The 18,297-nt window shown below is 70.8% G+C and carries 18 protein-coding genes and 3 tRNA genes; 11 read left to right on the top strand and 10 right to left on the bottom strand.

Translation table 11 applies throughout. The annotated features are described in order from the left end of the window. Positions 1-329: 329 nt before the first annotated feature. Both ACZ69I_RS21380 and ACZ69I_RS21375 read left to right on the top strand, forming a co-directional pair. The gene (locus tag ACZ69I_RS21380; protein WP_467678871.1) at positions 330-1,817 is read left to right on the top strand and encodes a N,N-dimethylformamidase beta subunit family domain-containing protein; all 1,488 of its coding nucleotides are present in this window, start codon (positions 330-332) and stop codon (positions 1,815-1,817) included. 106 nt (positions 1,818-1,923) lie between these two features. Beyond that, a complete protein-coding gene (locus ACZ69I_RS21375) occupies positions 1,924-2,820 on the top strand; it encodes a phosphoribosylaminoimidazolesuccinocarboxamide synthase (RefSeq protein WP_467678869.1) in 897 nt (298 codons plus the stop codon). A 59-nt stretch (positions 2,821-2,879) separates the two neighbouring features. Here the strand turns inward: ACZ69I_RS21375 and ACZ69I_RS21370 are convergent. From ACZ69I_RS21370 to ACZ69I_RS21335, 8 genes are all read right to left on the bottom strand, one after another. Then, positions 2,880-2,955, bottom strand: a tRNA-Gly gene (locus tag ACZ69I_RS21370). Positions 2,956-2,978: 23 nt separating this feature from the next. Further along, on the bottom strand, positions 2,979-3,587 hold the full coding sequence (locus tag ACZ69I_RS21365) for a response regulator (protein WP_467678867.1): 609 nt from the start codon (positions 3,585-3,587) through the stop codon (positions 2,979-2,981). After that, complete coding sequence (locus ACZ69I_RS21360) at positions 3,584-4,936, bottom strand: sensor histidine kinase (RefSeq protein ID WP_470833940.1); 1,353 nt, start codon at positions 4,934-4,936, stop codon at positions 3,584-3,586. Before ACZ69I_RS21360 ends, ACZ69I_RS21365 begins: the two co-directional genes overlap by 4 nt. Before the next feature lies 1 nt (position 4,937). Continuing rightward, positions 4,938-5,729 (bottom strand): ABC transporter permease, encoded by a 792-nt coding sequence (locus ACZ69I_RS21355; RefSeq protein WP_470833938.1) that lies wholly within the window; start codon positions 5,727-5,729, stop codon positions 4,938-4,940. Then, the gene (locus tag ACZ69I_RS21350; protein WP_470833936.1) at positions 5,726-6,700 is read right to left on the bottom strand and encodes an ABC transporter ATP-binding protein; all 975 of its coding nucleotides are present in this window, start codon (positions 6,698-6,700) and stop codon (positions 5,726-5,728) included. The genes ACZ69I_RS21355 and ACZ69I_RS21350 overlap by 4 nt, the downstream gene beginning before the upstream one ends. Before the next feature lie 133 nt (positions 6,701-6,833). Beyond that, a tRNA-Gly gene (locus ACZ69I_RS21345) sits at positions 6,834-6,909 on the bottom strand. A 79-nt stretch (positions 6,910-6,988) separates the two neighbouring features. Continuing rightward, positions 6,989-7,060: transfer RNA gene (locus tag ACZ69I_RS21340), tRNA-Gly, on the bottom strand. A gap of 123 nt (positions 7,061-7,183) precedes the next feature. Further along, positions 7,184-7,501 carry a histone-like nucleoid-structuring protein Lsr2 gene (locus tag ACZ69I_RS21335; protein ID WP_467678859.1) on the bottom strand — a complete coding sequence of 106 codons (318 nt, stop codon included), beginning with the start codon at positions 7,499-7,501 and terminating at the stop codon, positions 7,184-7,186. 352 nt (positions 7,502-7,853) lie between these two features. Here ACZ69I_RS21335 and purS point away from each other — a divergent pair, with 352 nt between their 5' ends. From purS to ACZ69I_RS21295, 8 genes are all read left to right on the top strand, one after another. Further along, complete coding sequence (gene purS / locus ACZ69I_RS21330; protein WP_389722744.1) at positions 7,854-8,126, top strand: phosphoribosylformylglycinamidine synthase subunit PurS; 273 nt, start codon at positions 7,854-7,856, stop codon at positions 8,124-8,126. Continuing rightward, complete coding sequence (gene purQ / locus ACZ69I_RS21325) at positions 8,123-8,803, top strand: phosphoribosylformylglycinamidine synthase subunit PurQ (RefSeq protein WP_470833935.1); 681 nt, start codon at positions 8,123-8,125, stop codon at positions 8,801-8,803. Before purS ends, purQ begins: the two co-directional genes overlap by 4 nt. Next, a complete protein-coding gene (gene purL, locus ACZ69I_RS21320; protein ID WP_470833934.1) occupies positions 8,800-11,049 on the top strand; it encodes a phosphoribosylformylglycinamidine synthase subunit PurL in 2,250 nt (749 codons plus the stop codon). Before purQ ends, purL begins: the two co-directional genes overlap by 4 nt. Before the next feature lie 133 nt (positions 11,050-11,182). After that, complete coding sequence (locus ACZ69I_RS21315; protein WP_470833932.1) at positions 11,183-11,689, top strand: ArsR/SmtB family transcription factor; 507 nt, start codon at positions 11,183-11,185, stop codon at positions 11,687-11,689. Positions 11,690-11,732: 43 nt separating this feature from the next. Continuing rightward, positions 11,733-12,572, top strand: coding sequence for a peptidoglycan DD-metalloendopeptidase family protein (locus ACZ69I_RS21310; protein WP_470833931.1), 840 nt, complete (start codon positions 11,733-11,735; stop codon positions 12,570-12,572). Positions 12,573-12,577: 5 nt separating this feature from the next. Further along, the gene (locus ACZ69I_RS21305; RefSeq protein WP_467678850.1) at positions 12,578-13,216 is read left to right on the top strand and encodes a TetR/AcrR family transcriptional regulator; all 639 of its coding nucleotides are present in this window, start codon (positions 12,578-12,580) and stop codon (positions 13,214-13,216) included. Positions 13,217-13,226: 10 nt separating this feature from the next. Then, a complete protein-coding gene (locus ACZ69I_RS21300; RefSeq protein ID WP_470833930.1) occupies positions 13,227-14,036 on the top strand; it encodes a maleylpyruvate isomerase family mycothiol-dependent enzyme in 810 nt (269 codons plus the stop codon). A gap of 54 nt (positions 14,037-14,090) precedes the next feature. Next, the gene (locus tag ACZ69I_RS21295) at positions 14,091-14,960 is read left to right on the top strand and encodes an META domain-containing protein (RefSeq protein WP_470833928.1); all 870 of its coding nucleotides are present in this window, start codon (positions 14,091-14,093) and stop codon (positions 14,958-14,960) included. A 48-nt stretch (positions 14,961-15,008) separates the two neighbouring features. Here ACZ69I_RS21295 and ACZ69I_RS21290 read toward each other — a convergent pair whose 3' ends face one another. Together ACZ69I_RS21290 and ACZ69I_RS21285 are read right to left on the bottom strand one after the other, a co-directional pair. Then, the gene (locus ACZ69I_RS21290; RefSeq protein WP_470833927.1) at positions 15,009-16,427 is read right to left on the bottom strand and encodes a sulfatase family protein; all 1,419 of its coding nucleotides are present in this window, start codon (positions 16,425-16,427) and stop codon (positions 15,009-15,011) included. Positions 16,428-16,467: 40 nt separating this feature from the next. Further along, positions 16,468-16,569 (bottom strand): putative leader peptide, encoded by a 102-nt coding sequence (locus ACZ69I_RS21285; RefSeq protein ID WP_467678839.1) that lies wholly within the window; start codon positions 16,567-16,569, stop codon positions 16,468-16,470. A gap of 173 nt (positions 16,570-16,742) precedes the next feature. Here ACZ69I_RS21285 and purF point away from each other — a divergent pair, with 173 nt between their 5' ends. Next, on the top strand, positions 16,743-18,269 hold the full coding sequence (gene purF, locus ACZ69I_RS21280) for an amidophosphoribosyltransferase (protein ID WP_467678836.1): 1,527 nt from the start codon (positions 16,743-16,745) through the stop codon (positions 18,267-18,269). Positions 18,270-18,297 lie beyond the last annotated feature (28 nt).

Below are 18,297 nucleotides of genomic sequence, written 5' to 3'. Positions count from 1 at the left end.
CACCTGCCCACCCACACCGAACCACCTGCCCAGCCACACCGAACCACCTGCCCAGCCGCACCAAACCCCCTGGCTGGCCGCACCGCCCCCTTCCCCGACCGCCCCCGACCCGCCCCCCGAACCCGTCCCCCCGTCGCCCCCCCCGCTACCCCCCACGCCACCCCACCGCCACCCCACCCGCCAGGACGCCCGGAATGTCGTATTCCGTTCCATTCAATTCGCGACGAACGGTGACGGTGTGCCTGCGAAATGTGATGTGCTGGGAGCGGCCGCCGGACCGAACGCACCACCAGGCGCCGCAGGCTCGGGGGAGCTAGGGAGGGGCAGGGATGAAGTCGGAGCCGATTCGCCGCTGGGAATCAGGTGCACTCGCGCATGCCGTGTCGGACCCTTTCGGCCAGGGCCCGCTGCCCTGGCTGCGCGGTGCCGAGCACTACTTCGACGACACGGGCCACGTCGTGCCCTGGTACGTCGACCACGCCCCGGCCCCCGGCGCGAACATCCCCGCGCCCCGCACCGGCGGCCCCCTTACCGCCGACGACGTGCGCCGCCAGATCAAGGGGTTCACCTCCACCGGCGCCGCCGCCCCGGGCGAGGCCATCGACTTCCATGTCACGGTCGACCCGCCCCAGCAGTTCAGCGTCGACATCTACCGCATCGGGCACTACGGAGGCGACGGGGCATCGAAGATCACCACGAGCCCCCGCCTCTCCGGCATCGTCCAGCCCGCCCCGCTCACCGCCGACCGCACGGTCTCCTGTCACCACTGGTGGCTCTCCTGGCGCCTGCAGATCCCCAGCTACTGGAGCATCGGGGCGTACGTGGCGGTCCTCACCACCGTCGACGGGTACCGCTCGCACGTCCCCTTCACGGTCCGCGACGACCACCCCGCCGACCTCCTGCTGCTCCTGCCCGACGTCACCTGGCAGGCGTACAACCTCTATCCGGAGGACGGCCGCACCGGCGCCAGCCTCTATCACGCGTGGGACGAGCAGGGCCGCCTGCTCGGCGAGAGCGACGCGGCGGTCACGGTCTCCTTCGACCGGCCGTACGCGGGCGCGGGCCTCCCCCTGCACGTGGGCCACGCCTACGACTTCATCCGCTGGGCCGAGCGGTACGGCTACGACCTGGCGTACGCGGACGCCCGCGACCTGCACGCCGGCCGCGTCGACCCCACCCGGTACCGCGGCCTGGTCTTCCCCGGCCACGACGAGTACTGGTCGACGAGCATGCGCCGCACCACTGAGCGCGCCCGCGAGCACGGCACCTCGCTGGTCTTCCTCTCCGCCAACACCATGTACTGGCAGGTGGAGCTGGGTCCGTCCCCCTCCGGAGTCGAGGACCGGCTCCTGACCTGCCGCAAGCGCCGGGGTCCCGGCCGTCCCGCCCTCTGGCGCGAGCGGGACGGCGGCAAGGGGGCCGAGCAGCAGCTGCTCGGCATCCAGTACGCGGGCCGCGTCCCCGAGCCGCGCCCCCTCGTCGTCCGCAACGCCGACCACTGGCTGTGGGACGCCACCGGGGCGCACGACGGCGACGAGATCGAGGGCCTGGTCGCGGGCGAGGCCGACCGGTACTTCCCGCGGACGGCGCTCCCCGAGCACCAGGGCCGCATCCTGCTCGCCCACTCCCCGTACGAGGACGCCGAGGGCGTCACGCGCCACCAGGAGTCCTCGCTCTACCGGGCCCCGTCCGGCGCCCTGGTCTTCGCGTCCGGCACGTTCGCCTGGTCACCGGCGCTCGACCGGCCCGGCCACGTGGACCCCCGCGTCCAGCGTGCCACGGCCAACCTCCTGGACCGCATCTGCAAGCGCGACTGACCCCGCCGTACCGCTCCGCCGCACCGCCCCGCTCAACCCCTGGCCAAAACCACACGTCCCATGCGGGAGAATCGACCTCACTTGGCCAGAACCACGGGAGGGAACCGTGTCCGGATTCGTAGAAAAGCCCGAGCCCCCAGAGGTTCCGGGCCTGGTCCACCTCCACACCGGCAAGGTGCGCGAGCTGTACCGGAACGAGGCGGGCGAGCTCGTCATGGTCGCCAGCGACCGCATGTCCGCCTATGACTGGGTGCTGCCCTCGGAGATCCCCGACAAGGGCCGCGTCCTCACCCAGCTCTCCCTGTGGTGGTTCGACCAGCTCGCGGACCTCGTCCCGAACCACGTGCTCTCCACGGACCTGCCCGCGGGCGCCCCGGCCGACTGGGCGGGCCGCACGCTGGTGTGCAAGTCGCTGGAGATGGTCCCGGTCGAATGCGTCGCCCGCGGCTATCTGACGGGCTCCGGCCTCCTGGAGTACAACGACTCCCGCACCGTCTGCGGCCTCGCCCTGCCCGAGGGCCTGGTCGACGGCTCGGAGCTGCCCGCACCGATCTTCACGCCCGCCGCGAAGGCCGCCGTCGGCGAGCACGACGAGAACGTGTCGTACGAGGAGGTCGCCCGCCAGGTGGGCGCCGAGACCGCCGCCCAGCTGCGCCAGACGACCCTCGCCGTCTACGGCAGGGCGCTGGACATCGCGCGCGAGCGCGGCCTGATCCTCGCGGACACCAAGTTCGAGTTCGGCTTCGAGGGCGAGCGGCTGATCCTCGCCGACGAGGTGCTCACCCCGGACTCCTCCCGCTTCTGGCCCGCGGACCAGTGGGAGCCCGGCCACGCCCAGCCCTCGTACGACAAGCAGTTCGTGCGGGACTGGCTGACCTCGCCGGCCTCGGGCTGGGACCGCGGGAGCGAGCAGCCGCCGCCGGCGCTGCCGCAGGACGTGGTGGACGCCACCCGCGCCAAGTACATCGAGGCGTACGAGCGGCTGACGGGCACGCCCTGGTAGGTCGGCGTGCGGTCGACGCACGAAGAAGGCCCCGGTCGCATCGACCGGGGCCTTCTCTGTGGAGCGGACGACCAGGTTCGAACTGGCGACCTCAACCTTGGCAAGGTTGCGCTCTACCAACTGAGCTACGTCCGCGTTGCGCCGAAGCGCGAGGACAACTATACCCAACCTCGCTCGCGTGCGAGACGCACCGCCGCGTGCCGGTTCTCCGCACCGATCTTGGTGACCGCGGAGGAGAGGTAGTTGCGCACGGTCCCCTGGGACAGCGCGGCGCGCTCGGCGATCTCCGAGACGGGTGCGCCGTCGGCGGCGAGTTCGAGCACCTCGGCCTCCCGCGCGGTCAGCGGCGAGTCCCCTGCGGAGATCGCGTCGGCGGCCAACTCCGGGTCCACGTAACGGTTTCCGGCGTGTACGGTCCGGATGATCTCGGCGAGCCGCTGGGCGCTCACGGTCTTCGGCACGAAGCCGCGCACCCCCACAGCGAGCGCCCTTTTCAGATGTCCCGGCCTGCCGTGACTCGTCACGATCATGGTCCGGCAGTGCGGGAGTTCGTCGCGCAGGGTTGTGGCCACGCTCACACCGTCGGCGCCCGGCATCTGCAGATCGAGCACGGCGACGTCGGGTTCGTGGGCCCGTGCCATGGCGAGCGCCTCGGGGCCCGTCGCGGCCTCGGCGACGACGACCAGGTCGTCCTCCAGGGCGAGCAGCGCGGCGAGCGCACCCCGGATGAGGTGCTCGTCGTCGGCGAGCAGCACACGAAGGCTCACGCCGCCGCCTCCCGCTCCCACTCCGGATCTCTCCACTGACCCGCTCGTTCCTCCTGCCGCCCGGACGAATCCCGGCCCCGCGCAGGCGGCAGCGGCACCTGCGCGGCGAGCCGGAAGACCCCGTCGCCGGACGCGAAGTCCAGCGTCCCGCCCACCGCCGCGAGCCGCTCCCGCAGCCCGGCGAGCCCGGAGCCGCGCCCAGCAGGCGCCACCTCCGGCACCCCGTCGTTCTCCACCGTCAACGTCGCCCGCCCCTCACTCACCACGAGATCGATGTCGCACCGCCCCGCGTCCCCGTGCCGCAGCACGTTCGTCGCCGCCTCCCGCACGACCCACCCGAGCGCCGACTGCACCGACGACGGCAGCGAAGCCGCGGACCCGGTGACCCGGCACACGATCCCGGCCGCCTCCAACACGCCCTGTGCGCCCGCGAGTTCCACGGTGAGGTCGACCTCGCGGTAACCCCGTACGACCTCACGGACCTCCCGCTGCGACTCCTGCGCGATCCGCTGCACCTCGACCATCTGGTCCACCGCCTCCGGGCGTTCCCTGCGGGCGAGCTGCACCGCGAGTTCGCTCTTGAGCGCGATGACGGCGAGGTTGCGCCCCATCACGTCGTGCAGGTCACGCCCGAACCGCAGCCGCTCCTCGGCGACCGCGAGGCGCGCCTCGACCTCGCGGGCCCGGTCGGCCTCCCACATCACGGAGAGCGTCCAGGCGCCGCAGCGCGAGGAGATCAGCGCCAGGACGGTCGCGAAGGCCATGACGACACCGATCGCGACGAGCTGGCCGCCGCGCGCCCCGGCGAGGGCGAAGGCGGAGACGGACACCGCGACGACCAGCGCCATGCGGGCCAGGTAGTCCCGGACGGGGAGGGAGAAGGAGAGCGCCTGGGCGAACGGCATCGGCGTGAACATGGCGGTGAGGCCCAGCATCCCGTCGGGTACGCCGTCCACCGCCTGGAGGCCCACCGCGAACCCCATGGTGACGCCCATGAGGACGCCCGCCACGGCGAGGTCGTGGCGCGGCAGCGGCCTCCGCCGCAGGTAGTGGTCGAGCGAGCGGCGCAGCGAGCGGTTGGCCTGCAGACACTGTGCGGCGGCCACCGCGGTCAGCGACCAGCCGAAGAGCCGCGGGGCGAGGTCGTGGCGCAGGCTCAGGCCGAGCGGCAGCGAGACCCAGCTGAGGAAGAAGATCCAGGGCAGCGCGTGCCATGTGACCGTGGACTGCATCTCGACCTTCTCGATCTTGCTGAGCCCGTGCCAGCCCCGCTGCCAGGCCCGAATGCGGCCGACCACGTCCGTCGCCTCCCTCTCCTGCTCCTGGTTCCGCCCTGCCGGGGTGCTCACCTCAGTGCCGGGGTTCCCAGCGGAACCACCGCCGTACAGCAAACACCGCGAACACGGTCCAGGCCACCGCGGTGGCGACGGCGCCGAGCGCGTCGCCCGCCGGGAGGCTGCCCGCCCAGCCGCCGCGGATCAGCTCGACGACGGGCGAGAGGGGCAGCAGCTCGCAGGCCGACGCGATCTTGTCGGGCATCACTTCGAGCGGGACGAAGAGCCCGGAGCCGATCATCGACACGAAGATCAGCGGCATGCTCATGACCTGCGCGGACTCGGTGGACCTGCTGAAACCGGCGGTGACGGCCGCGAGCGCGGCGAACATCACGTATCCCGCGAGGAGACCGAGCACGACGAGGTCGGGCCTCCTCGGCGCCCCGGCGTCGAGGAGCGCCACACAGCCCGTGGCGAGGACCAGGCACTGCACGGCCGCGATGAGGACCGAGGGCAGCGCGGCGCCCGTCAGGATCTCGGGGTCCCGCAGCTCGCCGGTGCGCAGCCGCTTGAGTACGAGTTCCTCGCGCCGGGCCGTGTAGACGGCGGTCAGTGAGGAGTACACGGCGAAGAGCAGCGAGAAGCCGAGGGCGCTCGGCAGTACGACGGTGCCGACGTCGAGCCCGGTGCCTTCGAGGTCCATGTCCTTGGCGGCCTGCCGCATGGAGAACGGGATCACCAGCGGCACGAACAGTGCCGCGAACAGCGTCCCCTTGTTCCGCCCGAGCAGCGTCATCTCGGCGCGTGCGAGCGCCCGCATCCGCCGCGCGGGGGTCGTCGCGGGGGTGGTCACCGTCGTCGTGCTCATGCTGCCGTCTCCCTCTGCCGTGCCGGGTGCCCCGCCGAGCGCCCCTCCGTTCCGGTCTCCGCGTCGCGGGCGATCCGCAGGAACGCCTCTTCCAGCGAGGCGGCCCGCACGTCGAGCCCGGCCAGTTCGACCTGTGACTCCCTGGCCCAGAGCAGCAGCTCCGTGGCGGTCCGCTGCAGTTCGCCGGTCCGCAGCCGGATCCGCCGGCCGGTGACCTCGTGGCCGGTCACGCCGAGTGCGGCGAGCGGCGGCAGGTCGCCGGGGAAGTACCCGTCGGGCAGTTCGAAGGAGACGTGCGAGGGCTGCGCGGCCACCACGTCGGCGACGCGTCCCTCGGCGGCGATCCGCCCCTCGTGGAGGATCGCGAGCCGGTCGGCCAGAGCCTCGGCCTCTTCGAGGTAGTGCGTGGTGAGCAGGACGGTGGTGCCGTTGTCGCGCAGCCCCTGGACCAACTCCCAGGTCTCGCGGCGCCCTTCGGCGTCGAGTCCGGTGGTGGGTTCGTCGAGGAAGAGCACCTCGGGCCGGCCGATGAGCGCGAGCGCGAGGTCGAGCCGTCGCTTCTCGCCGCCGGAGAGCTGTTTCACGCGGACGCCGGAGCGCTTGCCGAGCCCGACGATCTCCAGGGCCTCCGCCGCGGGCCGGGCGCCGCTGGTGCAGCCCGCCCACATCCGTACGGTCTCCGCGACGGTCAACTCGGCGGGGAATCCGCCTTCCTGGAGCATCACGCCGATGCGCGGCCGCACCGCGGCCCGTTCGGTGTACGGGTCGTGCCCGAGCACCCGCACCCGCCCGCCGGCCGGTGCCGCGAGCCCTTCGAGGACTTCGACGGTGGACGTCTTCCCTGCCCCGTTGGTGCCGAGCAGCGCGAACAGCTCGCCCTGCCCCACGGAGAAGGAGATTCCCCGTACCGCCTCGAAACCGCCCCCGTACACGCGCCGGAGACCGGTCACGTCGATCGCTTGGTCAGTCATGCTTCGAGCGTCTCCCGGCCGGTGCGCCGTCGGCAGTGCGCGCTGTCATCGGCCCGCATGACAAATGTCAGCGGTGGCCGGCCGTACCGGTACAGGAAGAAGGCCCCGGTCGAATCGACCGGGGCCTCTCATCTGGAGCGAACGACGAGGTTCGAACTCGCGACCTCAACCTTGGCAAGGTTGCGCTCTACCAACTGAGCTACGTTCGCATTGCCTCCGACCAGCTCTCACTGATCGGCGCGTGCATCAGCTTACCGGAACCGGAGGACCGGTCCGTGAGCGATGCAGAGCGGGTGACAGGAATTGCACACTGCGCCTTCCCCCTGGAAGGGGGATGTTCTACTACTGAACTACACCCGCAAGACTCCGTGAGGCCCGGCCTTTCGGCCTCGCCCCTCGGCGTGCTCCAGACTTTAGCCGACCGGGAGGGGTGCAGCGCAAGTCGGTTGCCGCGAGGGGCCCGGGGCCGGGTGGCCCGCGAGGTCAGTTGGCCGCCTCGAAGGCCTCGTAGACCTTCTTGGGGATGCGGCCGCGGGGCGGCACGTTCATCCGGTGGGAGCGCGCCCAGGCGCGGACCGCCGACGGGTCGGGGGAGACCGCGGTGTGCCGGAAGGCCACACCGGACCTGGAGTGCTTGCGGGCCGCCTCCAGGTACGGAGCCAGCGCCGTCCGCAGTTTCTTGGCATTGGTTTGGCTGAGGTCGATCTCGTACGACGCGCCGTCAAGACCGAACGCGACCGTTTCCGCCGCTTCCCCGCCGTCGATGTCGTCAAAGAGAGTGACCACGACACGTTGCGCCACGAATATCGGTCCCTTCGCGCGGCTCTACCGCGTTGACATGCGGTGATGCCGACTGCACGGATGTTTTGGGCAAAGTATCGACTATTGCCATTTCCTTTGTACAGTGCCCGGCAATGCATTGTGAAGCCTGTCCTAATACCTCCGCGTGTCAGGCTTCAATGACGATGCGTGATCTTTCATGGATTCATCGTGAAGATTCCCGGTTCGAAACCTGTTTGGGTACCGGAACGTGACCGTCATCTCGTAGGTTGCTACGAATCTACGCGAGTAGAAATTTTGTGCCGGTAGTCTGAAGGAACCTGCTCAGCACCTCGCAAGCAGCACACGCCAGCACCACACACCGGGAGTGCCAGTGGCACGCGTCGTAGTCGACGTCATGCTCAAGCCGGAGATCCTCGACCCCCAGGGCCAGGCGGTGCAGCGTGCACTGCCGCGCCTCGGTTTTCAGGGCATCTCCGACGTACGTCAGGGAAAGCGCTTCGAACTCGAGGTGGACGGGCCCGTCGATGACGCCGCCCTCGCCCGTATCAACGAGTTGGCGGAAACCTTCCTCGCCAACACCGTGATCGAGGACTTCGTCGTAAAGGTCGAAGAAGCTGAGAAGGCCGAGGAGGCCGCGAAGTGACTGCTCGAATTGGAGTCGTCACTTTCCCGGGAACCCTCGACGACCGCGACACCCAGCGCGCCGTCCGCGTCGCCGGCGCCGAAGCCGTGCCGCTGTGGCACAAGGACAAGGACCTCAAGCAGGTCGACGCCGTGGTGCTGCCCGGCGGGTTCAGTTACGGCGACTATCTGCGGGCCGGCGCCATCTCGCGTTTCTCCCCGGTGATGGAGTCCGTCATCGCGCAGGCGAAGGCCGGAATGCCGGTGCTCGGCATCTGCAACGGCTTCCAGGTGCTCACCGAGACGCACCTCCTGCCCGGCGCGATGCTGCGCAACAACCACCTGCACTTCATCTGCCGCGACCAGAAGCTCCGCGTCGAGAACGCGGAGACCGCCTGGACCGCCGACTACACGGCCGGGCAGGAGATCTCCGTCCCGCTGAAGAACATCGACGGGCAGTACACCGCCGACGAGCGGACGCTGGACATGCTGGAGGCCGAGGGCCGCGTCGCCTTCCGCTACCTCGACATGAACCCCAACGGCTCGCTCCGTGACATCGCCGGCATCACCAACGAGGCGGGCAACGTCGTCGGCCTCATGCCGCACCCCGAGCACGCGGTCGAGCCGCTGGTCGGGACCGGCCGCACGGACGGCCTCGGATTCTTCACCTCGATCCTGAAGAAGCTGGTCAACGCATGACTCTGGACACCGTCAAGCACGCGGCCGAGACGCCCGACGTCAAGCTCCCCTGGGCCGAACTGGGCCTGAAGGAGGACGAGTACGAGCGCGTCCGCGAGATCCTGGGCCGCCGCCCGACCGGCGCCGAGCTCGCCATGTACTCCGTCATGTGGTCCGAGCACTGCTCGTACAAGAGCAGCAAGATCCACCTGAAGCAGTTCGGCGAGAAGGTCCCCGAGAACGACGCGATGCTCGTCGGCATCGGCGAGAACGCCGGTGTCGTCGACGTCGGCCAGGGCTACGCGGTCACCTTCAAGGTCGAGTCGCACAACCACCCCTCCTACGTCGAGCCCTACCAGGGCGCGGCCACCGGCGTCGGCGGCATCGTCCGCGACATCATCGCGATGGGCGCCCGCCCGGTCGCGGTCGTGGACCCGCTGCGGATGGGCGACGCCCACCACCCCGACACCAAGCGCGTGCTCCCCGGAGTCGTCGCGGGCATCGGCGGCTACGGCAACTGCCTCGGCCTGCCCAACATCGGCGGCGAGCTCGTCTTCGACGCCTGCTACCAGGGGAACCCGCTGGTCAACGCCGGTGCGATCGGCGTCATGCGGCACGAGGACATCCACCTCGCGAAGGCGTCGGGGCCCGGCAACAAGGTCATCCTCTACGGCGCTCGCACGGGCGGCGATGGCATCGGCGGCGCCTCGATCCTGGCGAGCGAGACCTTCGACGACACGAAGCCCTCCAAGCGCCCGGCCGTCCAGGTCGGCGACCCCTTCCAGGAGAAGCTCCTCATCGAGTGCACCCTGGAGGCCTTCGCCGAGAAGCTCGTGGTCGGCATCCAGGACCTGGGAGCCGCCGGACTCTCCTGCGCCACCAGCGAGCTGGCGTCCAACGGCTCCGGCGGCATGCGTGTCGAGCTGGACGACGTACCCCTTCGCGACTCCACGCTCACCCCTGAGGAGATCCTCATGAGTGAGTCGCAGGAGCGCATGTGCGCCGTGGTCGAGCCCGAGAAGGTCGACCGCTTCCTGGAGATCTGCGAGAAGTGGGACGTCATCGCCACCGTCGTCGGTGAGGTGACGGACGGCGACCGCCTGGAGATCTTCTGGCACGGCGAGAAGATCGTCGACGTCGACCCGCGCACGGTCGCGCACGACGGCCCGGTCTACGAGCGCCCGTACGCGCGCCCGTCCTGGCAGGACGCCCTCCAGGCCGACGACGCGAACGAGCTGGCCCGCCCGGCGAACGGCGAGGAGCTGCGCGAGCAGGTCCTCAAGCTGGTCGCCGCCCCGAACCAGGCCGCGAAGTCCTGGGTCACCGACCAGTACGACCGTTTCGTGCAGGGCAACACGGTGCTCGCGCAGCCCGAGGACTCCGGGATGATCCGGATCAACGAGGAGACGGGCCTCGGCGTCGCCATCGCCACCGACGGCAACGGCCGGTTCGCGAAGCTCGACCCGTACACGGGCGCGCAGCTCGCGCTCGCCGAGTCGTACCGCAACGTCGCCGCGTCCGGCGCCAAGCCCCTCGCCATCTCGGACTGCCTGAACTTCGGTTCGCCCGAGGACCCGGACGTCATGTGGCAGTTCGCCGAGGCCATCCGCGGCCTCGCGGACGGCTGCCTGGAGCTGGGCACCCCGGTCACCGGCGGCAACGTCTCGCTGTACAACCAGACGGGCGAGGCGGCGATCCACCCGACGCCGGTCGTCGCCGTCCTCGGCGTGATCGACGATGTCGCCCGGCGCACGCCGATGGCCTTCCGGGAAGAGGGCCAGCTCCTCTACCTGCTCGGCGAGACGCACGAGGAGTTCGGCGGCTCGGCCTGGTCGCAGGTCGTCCACGGCCACCTCGGCGGCCTGCCGCCCAAGGTCGACCTGGCGCGCGAGAAGCTGCTCGCCGACATCCTCATCTCCGCCTCGCGCGACGGCATGATCGACGCCGCGCACGACCTGTCCGACGGCGGTCTCGTGCAGGCCGTCACCGAGTCCTGCCTGCGCGGCGGGAAGGGCGCGCGCCTGGTCGTCCCGGACGGTCTGGACGCGTTCACCTTCCTGTTCAGTGAGTCGGCGGGGCGCGCGGTGGTCTCCGTGCCGCGCAGCGAGGAGCTGCGGTTCACCGACATGTGCGGGGCGCGGGGTCTGCCCGTCACGCGCGTCGGCGTCGTCGACGGTGAAGAGATCGACGTGCAGGGCGAGTTCACGCTGCCGCTGAGCGAGCTGCGCACGGCGCACGAGGGGACGATCCCGGGCCTGTTCGCCTGACGGTTCTTCCCGCGCAGCCCCCGTTCGGACCCGGTCCGGACGGGGGCTGCGTCGTTCTCCGTCGTTCTCCGACGTTCCCGGACCGGGGCGCCAGGGCTTGCACGGGATTACGTAATTACGTAATCTTGCACTCATGGATCTGGAAGAGCGCGTCGCCGAGCTCGAACGGCGCATGGCGGAGCTGGAGAGCGCGGGCCCGGCCGCGCCCGCCGTGGGAGAGGGCGACTTCTGGGCCCTCGACGCGCTGAAGGCGCGGCACCCGGTGACGGCGGACGCCGACGGCGCGGTCCTGTTCACCGGCTCGGTGCGGGTGCCGACGGGGCATCGCTACGACTGGCAGTACGGCCTGCTGACCGAGACGGTCCTCGAGGGCGACTGGTCCGACGCGGCCGAGTCGTTCGCCGCGCTCGGCAACCCCGTACGGCTGCGGCTGCTGCGGGAAGTCCTCGGCGGCCTGCGCACCGCCGCCGAACTGGCCGCGCTCGACGACGTCGGCACGACCGGCCAGATCTACCACCACCTGCGCCAACTGACCGGCGCGGGCTGGCTGCACAGCGCGGAGCGCGGCCGGTACGAGGTGCCCGCCGGGCGGGTGGTGCCGCTGCTCGTGGTGCTCACCGCCGCGCGCCCCGTGACCTGAGCGTTCCCGTACCGACCCGATCGTTCCGTACCAGGGGGAAGTCATGTCCGAAGGACGACGCAAGCTCGCCGCGACGGCCCAGCACGTGCTGTGGGTGGTCTTCTTCGCCCAGATCGTCGTCGGGTTCTTCGTGGACCTGCCGTACAACTACTGGGTGAGCTGGCTGCCCGCGGTCGGCGCGATCGCCATCGGCGTCGGGCTGTCCCGCTCCGTACGGCGGCGGATCGAGGCGGAACCTCCGGCCCCGGTGGAGATCGCGGCCCCGGTCACCGGCCGCTGGTCCGCGCTCAACAGCCCCGCCGACAAGGTCCCGAGCCACGGCACGCACCACCTCGGGCAGACCTACGCCATCGACATCACGGCCGAGCCGGCACAGGGGCCCGCGCGTCCCGCACCCGTCTGGTTCTGGCCCGTCGCCCGGCCCGGCCGCGCCTACCCCGCCTTCGGGGCGCCCCTGCTCGCGGTGGCCGACGCCACCGTCGTGCACGCGGAAGACCGCCAGCGCGATCACCTCAGCCGCAGCTCCCTGCTCGGGGTGCTGTACTTCCGGCTGGTCGAGGGCGTCGGCAGGACGATCGGCGGGTCCCGCCGCGTCCTCGGCAACCACGTCGTGCTCGACCTCGGCGGGGGAACGTACGCCCTGTACGCGCACGTCCAGCGCGGTTCGCTCGCGGTCGGGGCGGGGGACGAGGTCACCGCGGGGCAGCGGATCGGCGGCTGCGGCAACTCCGGGAACTCCACCGAACCGCACGTCCACTTCCAGCTGATGGACGGGCCCGACCCGGAGACCGCGCGAGGCGTGCCGTTCGACTGGCGCGGCATCGGCGTGCCCCGCAACCGCGAGACGTTCACGGTGGGACTGGAGGCCGCCCCGGTACCGTGACCTGCATGACTGAGGAGCTGGGGCTGCGCGCGCGCAAGAAGAGGCAGACCGCGGCGCGGATCTGGCAGGTCGCCGTGGACCTCTGCTCCGAGCGGGGCTTCGACCACGTCTCCGTGGCGGAGATCGCCGAGGCGGCCGACGTCTCCAAGATGACCGTCTTCAACTACTTCGGTACGAAGGAAGGCGTGATCGTCGGCCCGATGGAGGAGCACGTCGGGGACCCGGCCCGCGCGGTCCGCGAGCGGCAGCCCGGCGAGTCCGCGGTCACCGCCGTGCGCCGCCAGTTCCTTGAGCAGGTTCCCGGGCGCGACCCGTCGATCGGCCTCAGCGGCGACCCGCGCGCCCTCAAGGTGCGCCAGCTCATCAACGAGACCCCGACCCTCGCCCACCGCATGGTCATCTTCCACATGCGCAGCGTCCAGCTCCTCACGGACGCCCTCGCGGAGGAGACCGGCGACACGCTCCTCGCGCGCGTCGCCGCCGCCCAGCTGATCGGCGCCCGCAACGCGCTCATCATGGAGAACCACCGGCGCACCCTCGCCGGTGACCCGCTGGACGAGATCGCGAAGGACTGCGCGGCGTCCGCGGAGCGTGTTTTCGGCCAGGTTGAAAAGGGGCTTCAGGGGTACCCCGAAAGCACTTAGGCTCAGCCCCATGCCACCGGCCAAGAAGCGCACGCGTTCATACGACTCCGCCAAGACCCGCGCCGCCGTCGTCGCCCAGTTCGGCCATGTGCGCGAGGCGGTCCGCACCCTCACCCCCGAGCAGCTCGCAGGCCCGACCCGGCTCGGCGTCTGGACCGTGCACGACCTGGCGGTCCACATCGCGATGGGCCTCTCCACCGTCCACGACTACCTCGGCCTCCCGGAGCCGGAGAAGCTCGAAATGTCGTTGGTGGACTGGCCGTTCGCGACGTCCAGTGCCGCCGCCATGGTCGACGAGGCCACCCGCACCGGCGCGAAGAGCGTCGGCGCCGACCTCGACGAGCTGCTCACCCGCACGCTCACCGACGTCGAGGAGGCGCTTGCGTCCCCGGCGGCCGCGTCCGACGAGCGCCTGGTGCCGTCCCGCCTGGGCGCCATGCCCTTCGGCGAGTTCCTGATAACCCGGATTATCGAACTCACCGTCCACACCGACGACTTGAACGACGCGGTGCCGGGTCTCGACGTCCCGCACGACCGCCAGGCCCTGGCCGCCTGCGCCCGGGTGCTCGCCGACGCCCTCGCGGTGAAGGCGCCGGGCGCGTCCACCGAGGTGCGCGTCCCGCCGTACGCGGTCGTGCAGTGCGTGGAGGGGCCCCGGCACACCCGCGGCACCCCGCCCAACGTCGTCGAGACGGACCCGCTCACCTGGATCCGCCTCGCGACCGGACGGCAGGAGTGGGCGAGCGCCCTCGACGCGGCGAAGGTCAGCGCGAGCGGCGAGCGGGCCGACCTGTCGGAACTGCTGCCGATCATGAGCTGACCCGGTGGGGGGAGCGAAGGGAACCGGTCCCCCCACTTGTCCCGTCACATCGTCATGCACACGCAGCGTCTGACCCTCACCCTGACCGCGCTGGCCTCCGCCGGGCTGCTGCTCACCGCATGCGGCACCGAGTCGGGATCCGGCTCCGAAGGCACCTCCGCCGGCGGTGCCGCGGGCGGCGGGCAGCCCATCACCGGCGTCCGCTGGCACGTCGAGAGCCTCACCGCGGGCGGCAGGAAGCACGCCGCCCCGGAGGGCGCGTACCTCAAGATCGGCAAGGACGGACGGGCCGGCGGCAGCTACGGCTGCAACCACGTGGGCTCCGCCGTGTCGGTCAAGGGCGACACCCTGAAGTTCGGTGAACCGCTGATGACGAAGCGGGCCTGCGCGGACGAGGGCCGCATGGACTTCGAGAAGCAGCTCCTGCGCGCCCTCGGCGAGGGCGAGTTCACCGCGAAGGTCGACGGCGAACGCATGAGCCTCACCACGGCCGAGGGAGACCGCGTGGACTTCACCTCGCAGCCCGCGGAGCCCGCCGCCCCGCTCACCGGCACCAAGTGGACGGTGCACGACATCGGCGACGGGCGGGCCGCCGCGCCGCTGCCGAAGGCCCTGGACGGCAAGGTCCATCTGACCTTCGGCGCGGACGGCAAGGTCCGCGGCAACCTCGGTTGCAACGACGTCACGGCCAAGGCCGAGGCCGCGGACGGCTGGATCACGTTCGGGGCGCCCGCGACCACCCGCAAGATGTGCCCGGGCGACGCGATGGCGACCGAGCGCAAACTGCTCAAGCTCTTCGACGGCAAGGCGCGTTACGCGATCTCGAAGGACACGCTGAAGCTCACCGCCGCCGACTCCACCGTGATCAGCGCGAGCGCCGACCGGAAGGGCGAGGAGAGCGAAGAGGGCGCGGAGAAGAAGTAACCGCGCGTTGTCGGGCCCCGAGAGCGTCTACCGGCGGACACCTCCGCCTCAAGACGCCCCGCCCTGCCCCGGATACGGCAGCAGTTCCCTGTCCGTCCGCTCCCACGCCGCCTTCAGCTCGGCGAGCAACTCCGGCTCGCCGGGCGCCCGGTCGGCCTGCTCCCGCTGATCCGCCGCGAGGTGGAAGAGCTGGTCCCTGCCGCCCTTGCCCCGGTAGTACTTCCACTCCCCGCGCCGCAGCGCCCGCTCCCCGCGCACCCGCCAGAACAGCTCACGCTCCGCGAGCTCCTCGCCCTTCAGGAGGTAGGGCGCGAGGCTGGTCCCGTCCAGCGGATGCGCGCGGTCCGGCCGGGCCCCGCCGATCTCCAGGAGGGTCGCCGTCCAGTCCGGCGTGTAGACGGGCTCGTGGCTGACCTGCCCGCCGTCCAGCCGCGCGGGCCAGCGCACGATGGTCGGCACGCGGATGCCGCCCTCCTGGAGCGAGGCCTTGTTGCCCGACAGCGGCCAGTTGTACGAGAAGCGCTCGCCGCCGTTGTCGGACGCGAAGAACACCAGGGTGTCGCGCTCCTGACCGGACTTCTTCAGGGCCTTCAGGACCTCGCCGACCGACCGGTCCAGGTCCTGCACCATCTCCGTGTACTTCTCGACGGACCCGCCGTCCTGATGCCGGAGCGCACCCTTCTCGCCCGCCTTGATCCTCCGTACGATCTCGGCGCTCTGCTCCTCGTCGCCGTCGGCTATCCACGGCCAGTGCGGGGTGGTGAAGTTCAGATTGAGCAGCCAGGGCTTGTCGCCGTGGTCCCGCCGCACGTACTCACTCGCGCGCTCGGTCAGGATGCGCGTGTAGTAGCGCAGGTCCTTGTACTCGGCGTCGCCCTCGTAGAGGTCGTACTCACCGCCGAGCCCCAGTTTCGAGTAGTACTCCAGGGCCCCGCCGAAGTTCCCGAAGAACTCGTCCCAGCCCGACTTCGTGGGCGAGTACTCCGGCAGGTAGCCGCAGTGCCACTTGCCGATCAGGGCGGTCGCGTACCCGGCGTCCCGCAGCAGTGAGGCCAGCGTGGGATGCGTCGGCTCCAGGCCCACGGACTTGTCGGCGATCGGCTCCGCGAGCCCGCCCTCCGTACGCCCGGGGAAGCGCCCCGTGTAGAGGCTGAAGCGGGTCGGCGAGCAGGTCGCGGACCCGGAGTAGGCGTCGGTGAACCGCACGCCCTGGCGCGCGAGGCGGTCCAGGTTCGGGGTCCTGATGTGCGGCGACCCGTAGGAGGACAGGTCGGCCCAGCCCAGGTCGTCACCCAGGATGAAGAGGATGTTCGGCCGTCGGCCGCTCCGGCGCGGGGCGGCGCGGAAGGGCCGCTCCCGGGCCTCGGCGGCGGGCAGCCCCACCGCGGCGGCGGCACCGGCACCCACGGCGCCGGTGAAGGCACGTCGGGACAGAGGGGACTTTTCGTATGCGTCGTACGAGGGCATGGCTGCGCTCCTGAACAGGCACGGAAGACGGAGGCTGGGTTCAGACAGCGCTGCGACAGATCGCGCTCGCGACACGGACCAGGTCGACGTGGCGGCGCTCCACGAGGACGACCGTCGGGTCGTCGAGCGGCTGCAGGGGCATGGACCAGGAGCTTCACGGGGTCCGGCCGCCCCCGTCAACGGTCCGGCTCATCTGTTCACACGGGCTTCGTACTCCCCGTACGCGCCGCCGCGCACCGGGAGCGCGATTACGCTCCGTGCGGGGCCCGTATCCCCAATTCGGACCAGTGGTCGATCTCGCCTACACTCGATGACGTGCCACGTGGTGACGGTCGACTCAATCACGATCTGCTCCCCGGCGAGAAAGGCCCCCAGGACGCTTGTGGCGTCTTCGGTGTCTGGGCTCCGGGCGAAGAGGTCGCAAAGCTCACGTACTTCGGGCTCTACGCCCTCCAGCATCGGGGCCAGGAATCCGCGGGAATCGCGGTCAGCAACGGCTCCCAGATCCTCGTCTTCAAGGACATGGGCCTCGTTTCCCAGGTCTTCGACGAAACCTCTCTCAGCTCGCTCCAGGGTCACATCGCGGTCGGTCACGCCCGCTACTCGACCACCGGAGCCTCCGTGTGGGAGAACGCCCAGCCGACGTTCCGTGCCACCGCGCACGGCTCCATCGCGCTCGGGCACAACGGCAACCTCGTCAACACGGCCCAGCTCGCCGAGCTGGTCGCCGAGCTCCCCAAGGAGAACGGCCGCGCGACCCAGGTCGCGGCGACCAACGACACCGACCTGGTGACGGCTCTCCTCGCGGGCCAGGTGGACGACGACGGCAAGCCGCTGACCATCGAGGAAGCCGCCACCAAGGTCCTCCCGGACGTGCAGGGCGCCTTCTCCCTCGTCTTCATGAACGAGCACACGCTGTACGCGGCCCGTGACCCGCAGGGCATCCGCCCGCTGGTCCTCGGCCGCCTGGAGCGCGGCTGGGTCGTGGCGTCGGAGTCCGCGGCGCTCGACATCTGCGGTGCGAGCTTCGTCCGCGAGGTCGAGCCCGGCGAGTTCATCGCGATCGACGAGAACGGACTGCGAACGTCCCGATTCGCGGAAGCGAAGCCCAAGGGCTGTGTCTTCGAGTACGTGTACCTGGCGCGCCCCGACACGGACATCGCGGGCCGGAACGTCTACCTCTCGCGCGTCGAGATGGGCCGCAAGCTCGCGGCGGAAGCTCCCGTCGAGGCCGACCTCGTCATAGCGACGCCCGAATCCGGCACCCCCGCCGCGATCGGGTACGCGGAAGCCTCCGGCATCCCCTTCGGCGCGGGCCTGGTCAAGAACGCCTACGTCGGCCGGACCTTCATCCAGCCCTCGCAGACGATCCGCCAGCTCGGCATCCGCCTCAAGCTGAACCCCCTCAAGGAAGTCATCAAGGGCAAGCGCCTGGTGGTCGTCGACGACTCGATCGTCCGCGGCAACACCCAGCGCGCCCTGGTCAAGATGCTCCGCGAGGCCGGCGCGGCCGAGATCCACATCCGGATCTCGTCCCCGCCCGTGAAGTGGCCCTGCTTCTTCGGCATCGACTTCGCGACCCGCGCGGAGCTCATCGCCAACGGAATGACGATCGACGAGATCGCCACCTCCATGGGCGCCGACTCCCTCTCGTACATCTCCATCGACGGCATGATCGAGGCCACGACCATCGACAAGCCGAACCTCTGCCGCGCCTGCTTCGACGGCGTGTACCCGATGGACCTGCCCGACCCCGAACTGCTCGGCAAGCAGCTCCTGGAGACGGAGCTGGCCGCCGGACCGGCGTCCACGGCAGCGGCCGACGCGATCCGTCGCCCGTAAGACCCCCACGCAGTACGACACGAAAGTT

This window comes from Streptomyces sp. NPDC036815 (assembly GCF_055609205.1).
The sequence above is the reverse complement of the archived record's forward strand: the minus strand, read 5'-3'. Positions and strand labels throughout refer to the sequence as shown.

What these genes read in the sequence shown, in the direction of transcription:
- ACZ69I_RS21315 (WP_470833932.1), top strand. Translation starts at nt 11,183, where the DNA reads ATGGATCTGGAAGAGCGCGTCGCCGAGCTCGAACGGCGCATGGCGGAG.
- ACZ69I_RS21290 (WP_470833927.1), bottom strand. Translation starts at nt 16,427, where the DNA reads ATGCCCTCGTACGACGCATACGAAAAGTCCCCTCTGTCCCGACGTGCC.
- ACZ69I_RS21310 (WP_470833931.1), top strand. Translation starts at nt 11,733, where the DNA reads ATGTCCGAAGGACGACGCAAGCTCGCCGCGACGGCCCAGCACGTGCTG.
- ACZ69I_RS21355 (WP_470833938.1), bottom strand. Translation starts at nt 5,729, where the DNA reads ATGAGCACGACGACGGTGACCACCCCCGCGACGACCCCCGCGCGGCGG.
- ACZ69I_RS21380 (WP_467678871.1), top strand. Translation starts at nt 330, where the DNA reads ATGAAGTCGGAGCCGATTCGCCGCTGGGAATCAGGTGCACTCGCGCAT.
- ACZ69I_RS21350 (WP_470833936.1), bottom strand. Translation starts at nt 6,700, where the DNA reads ATGACTGACCAAGCGATCGACGTGACCGGTCTCCGGCGCGTGTACGGG.
- ACZ69I_RS21285 (WP_467678839.1), bottom strand. Translation starts at nt 16,569, where the DNA reads ATGCCCCTGCAGCCGCTCGACGACCCGACGGTCGTCCTCGTGGAGCGC.
- ACZ69I_RS21300 (WP_470833930.1), top strand. Translation starts at nt 13,227, where the DNA reads ATGCCACCGGCCAAGAAGCGCACGCGTTCATACGACTCCGCCAAGACC.
- ACZ69I_RS21295 (WP_470833928.1), top strand. Translation starts at nt 14,091, where the DNA reads ATGCACACGCAGCGTCTGACCCTCACCCTGACCGCGCTGGCCTCCGCC.
- purL (WP_470833934.1), top strand. Translation starts at nt 8,800, where the DNA reads ATGACTCTGGACACCGTCAAGCACGCGGCCGAGACGCCCGACGTCAAG.
- ACZ69I_RS21305 (WP_467678850.1), top strand. Translation starts at nt 12,578, where the DNA reads ATGACTGAGGAGCTGGGGCTGCGCGCGCGCAAGAAGAGGCAGACCGCG.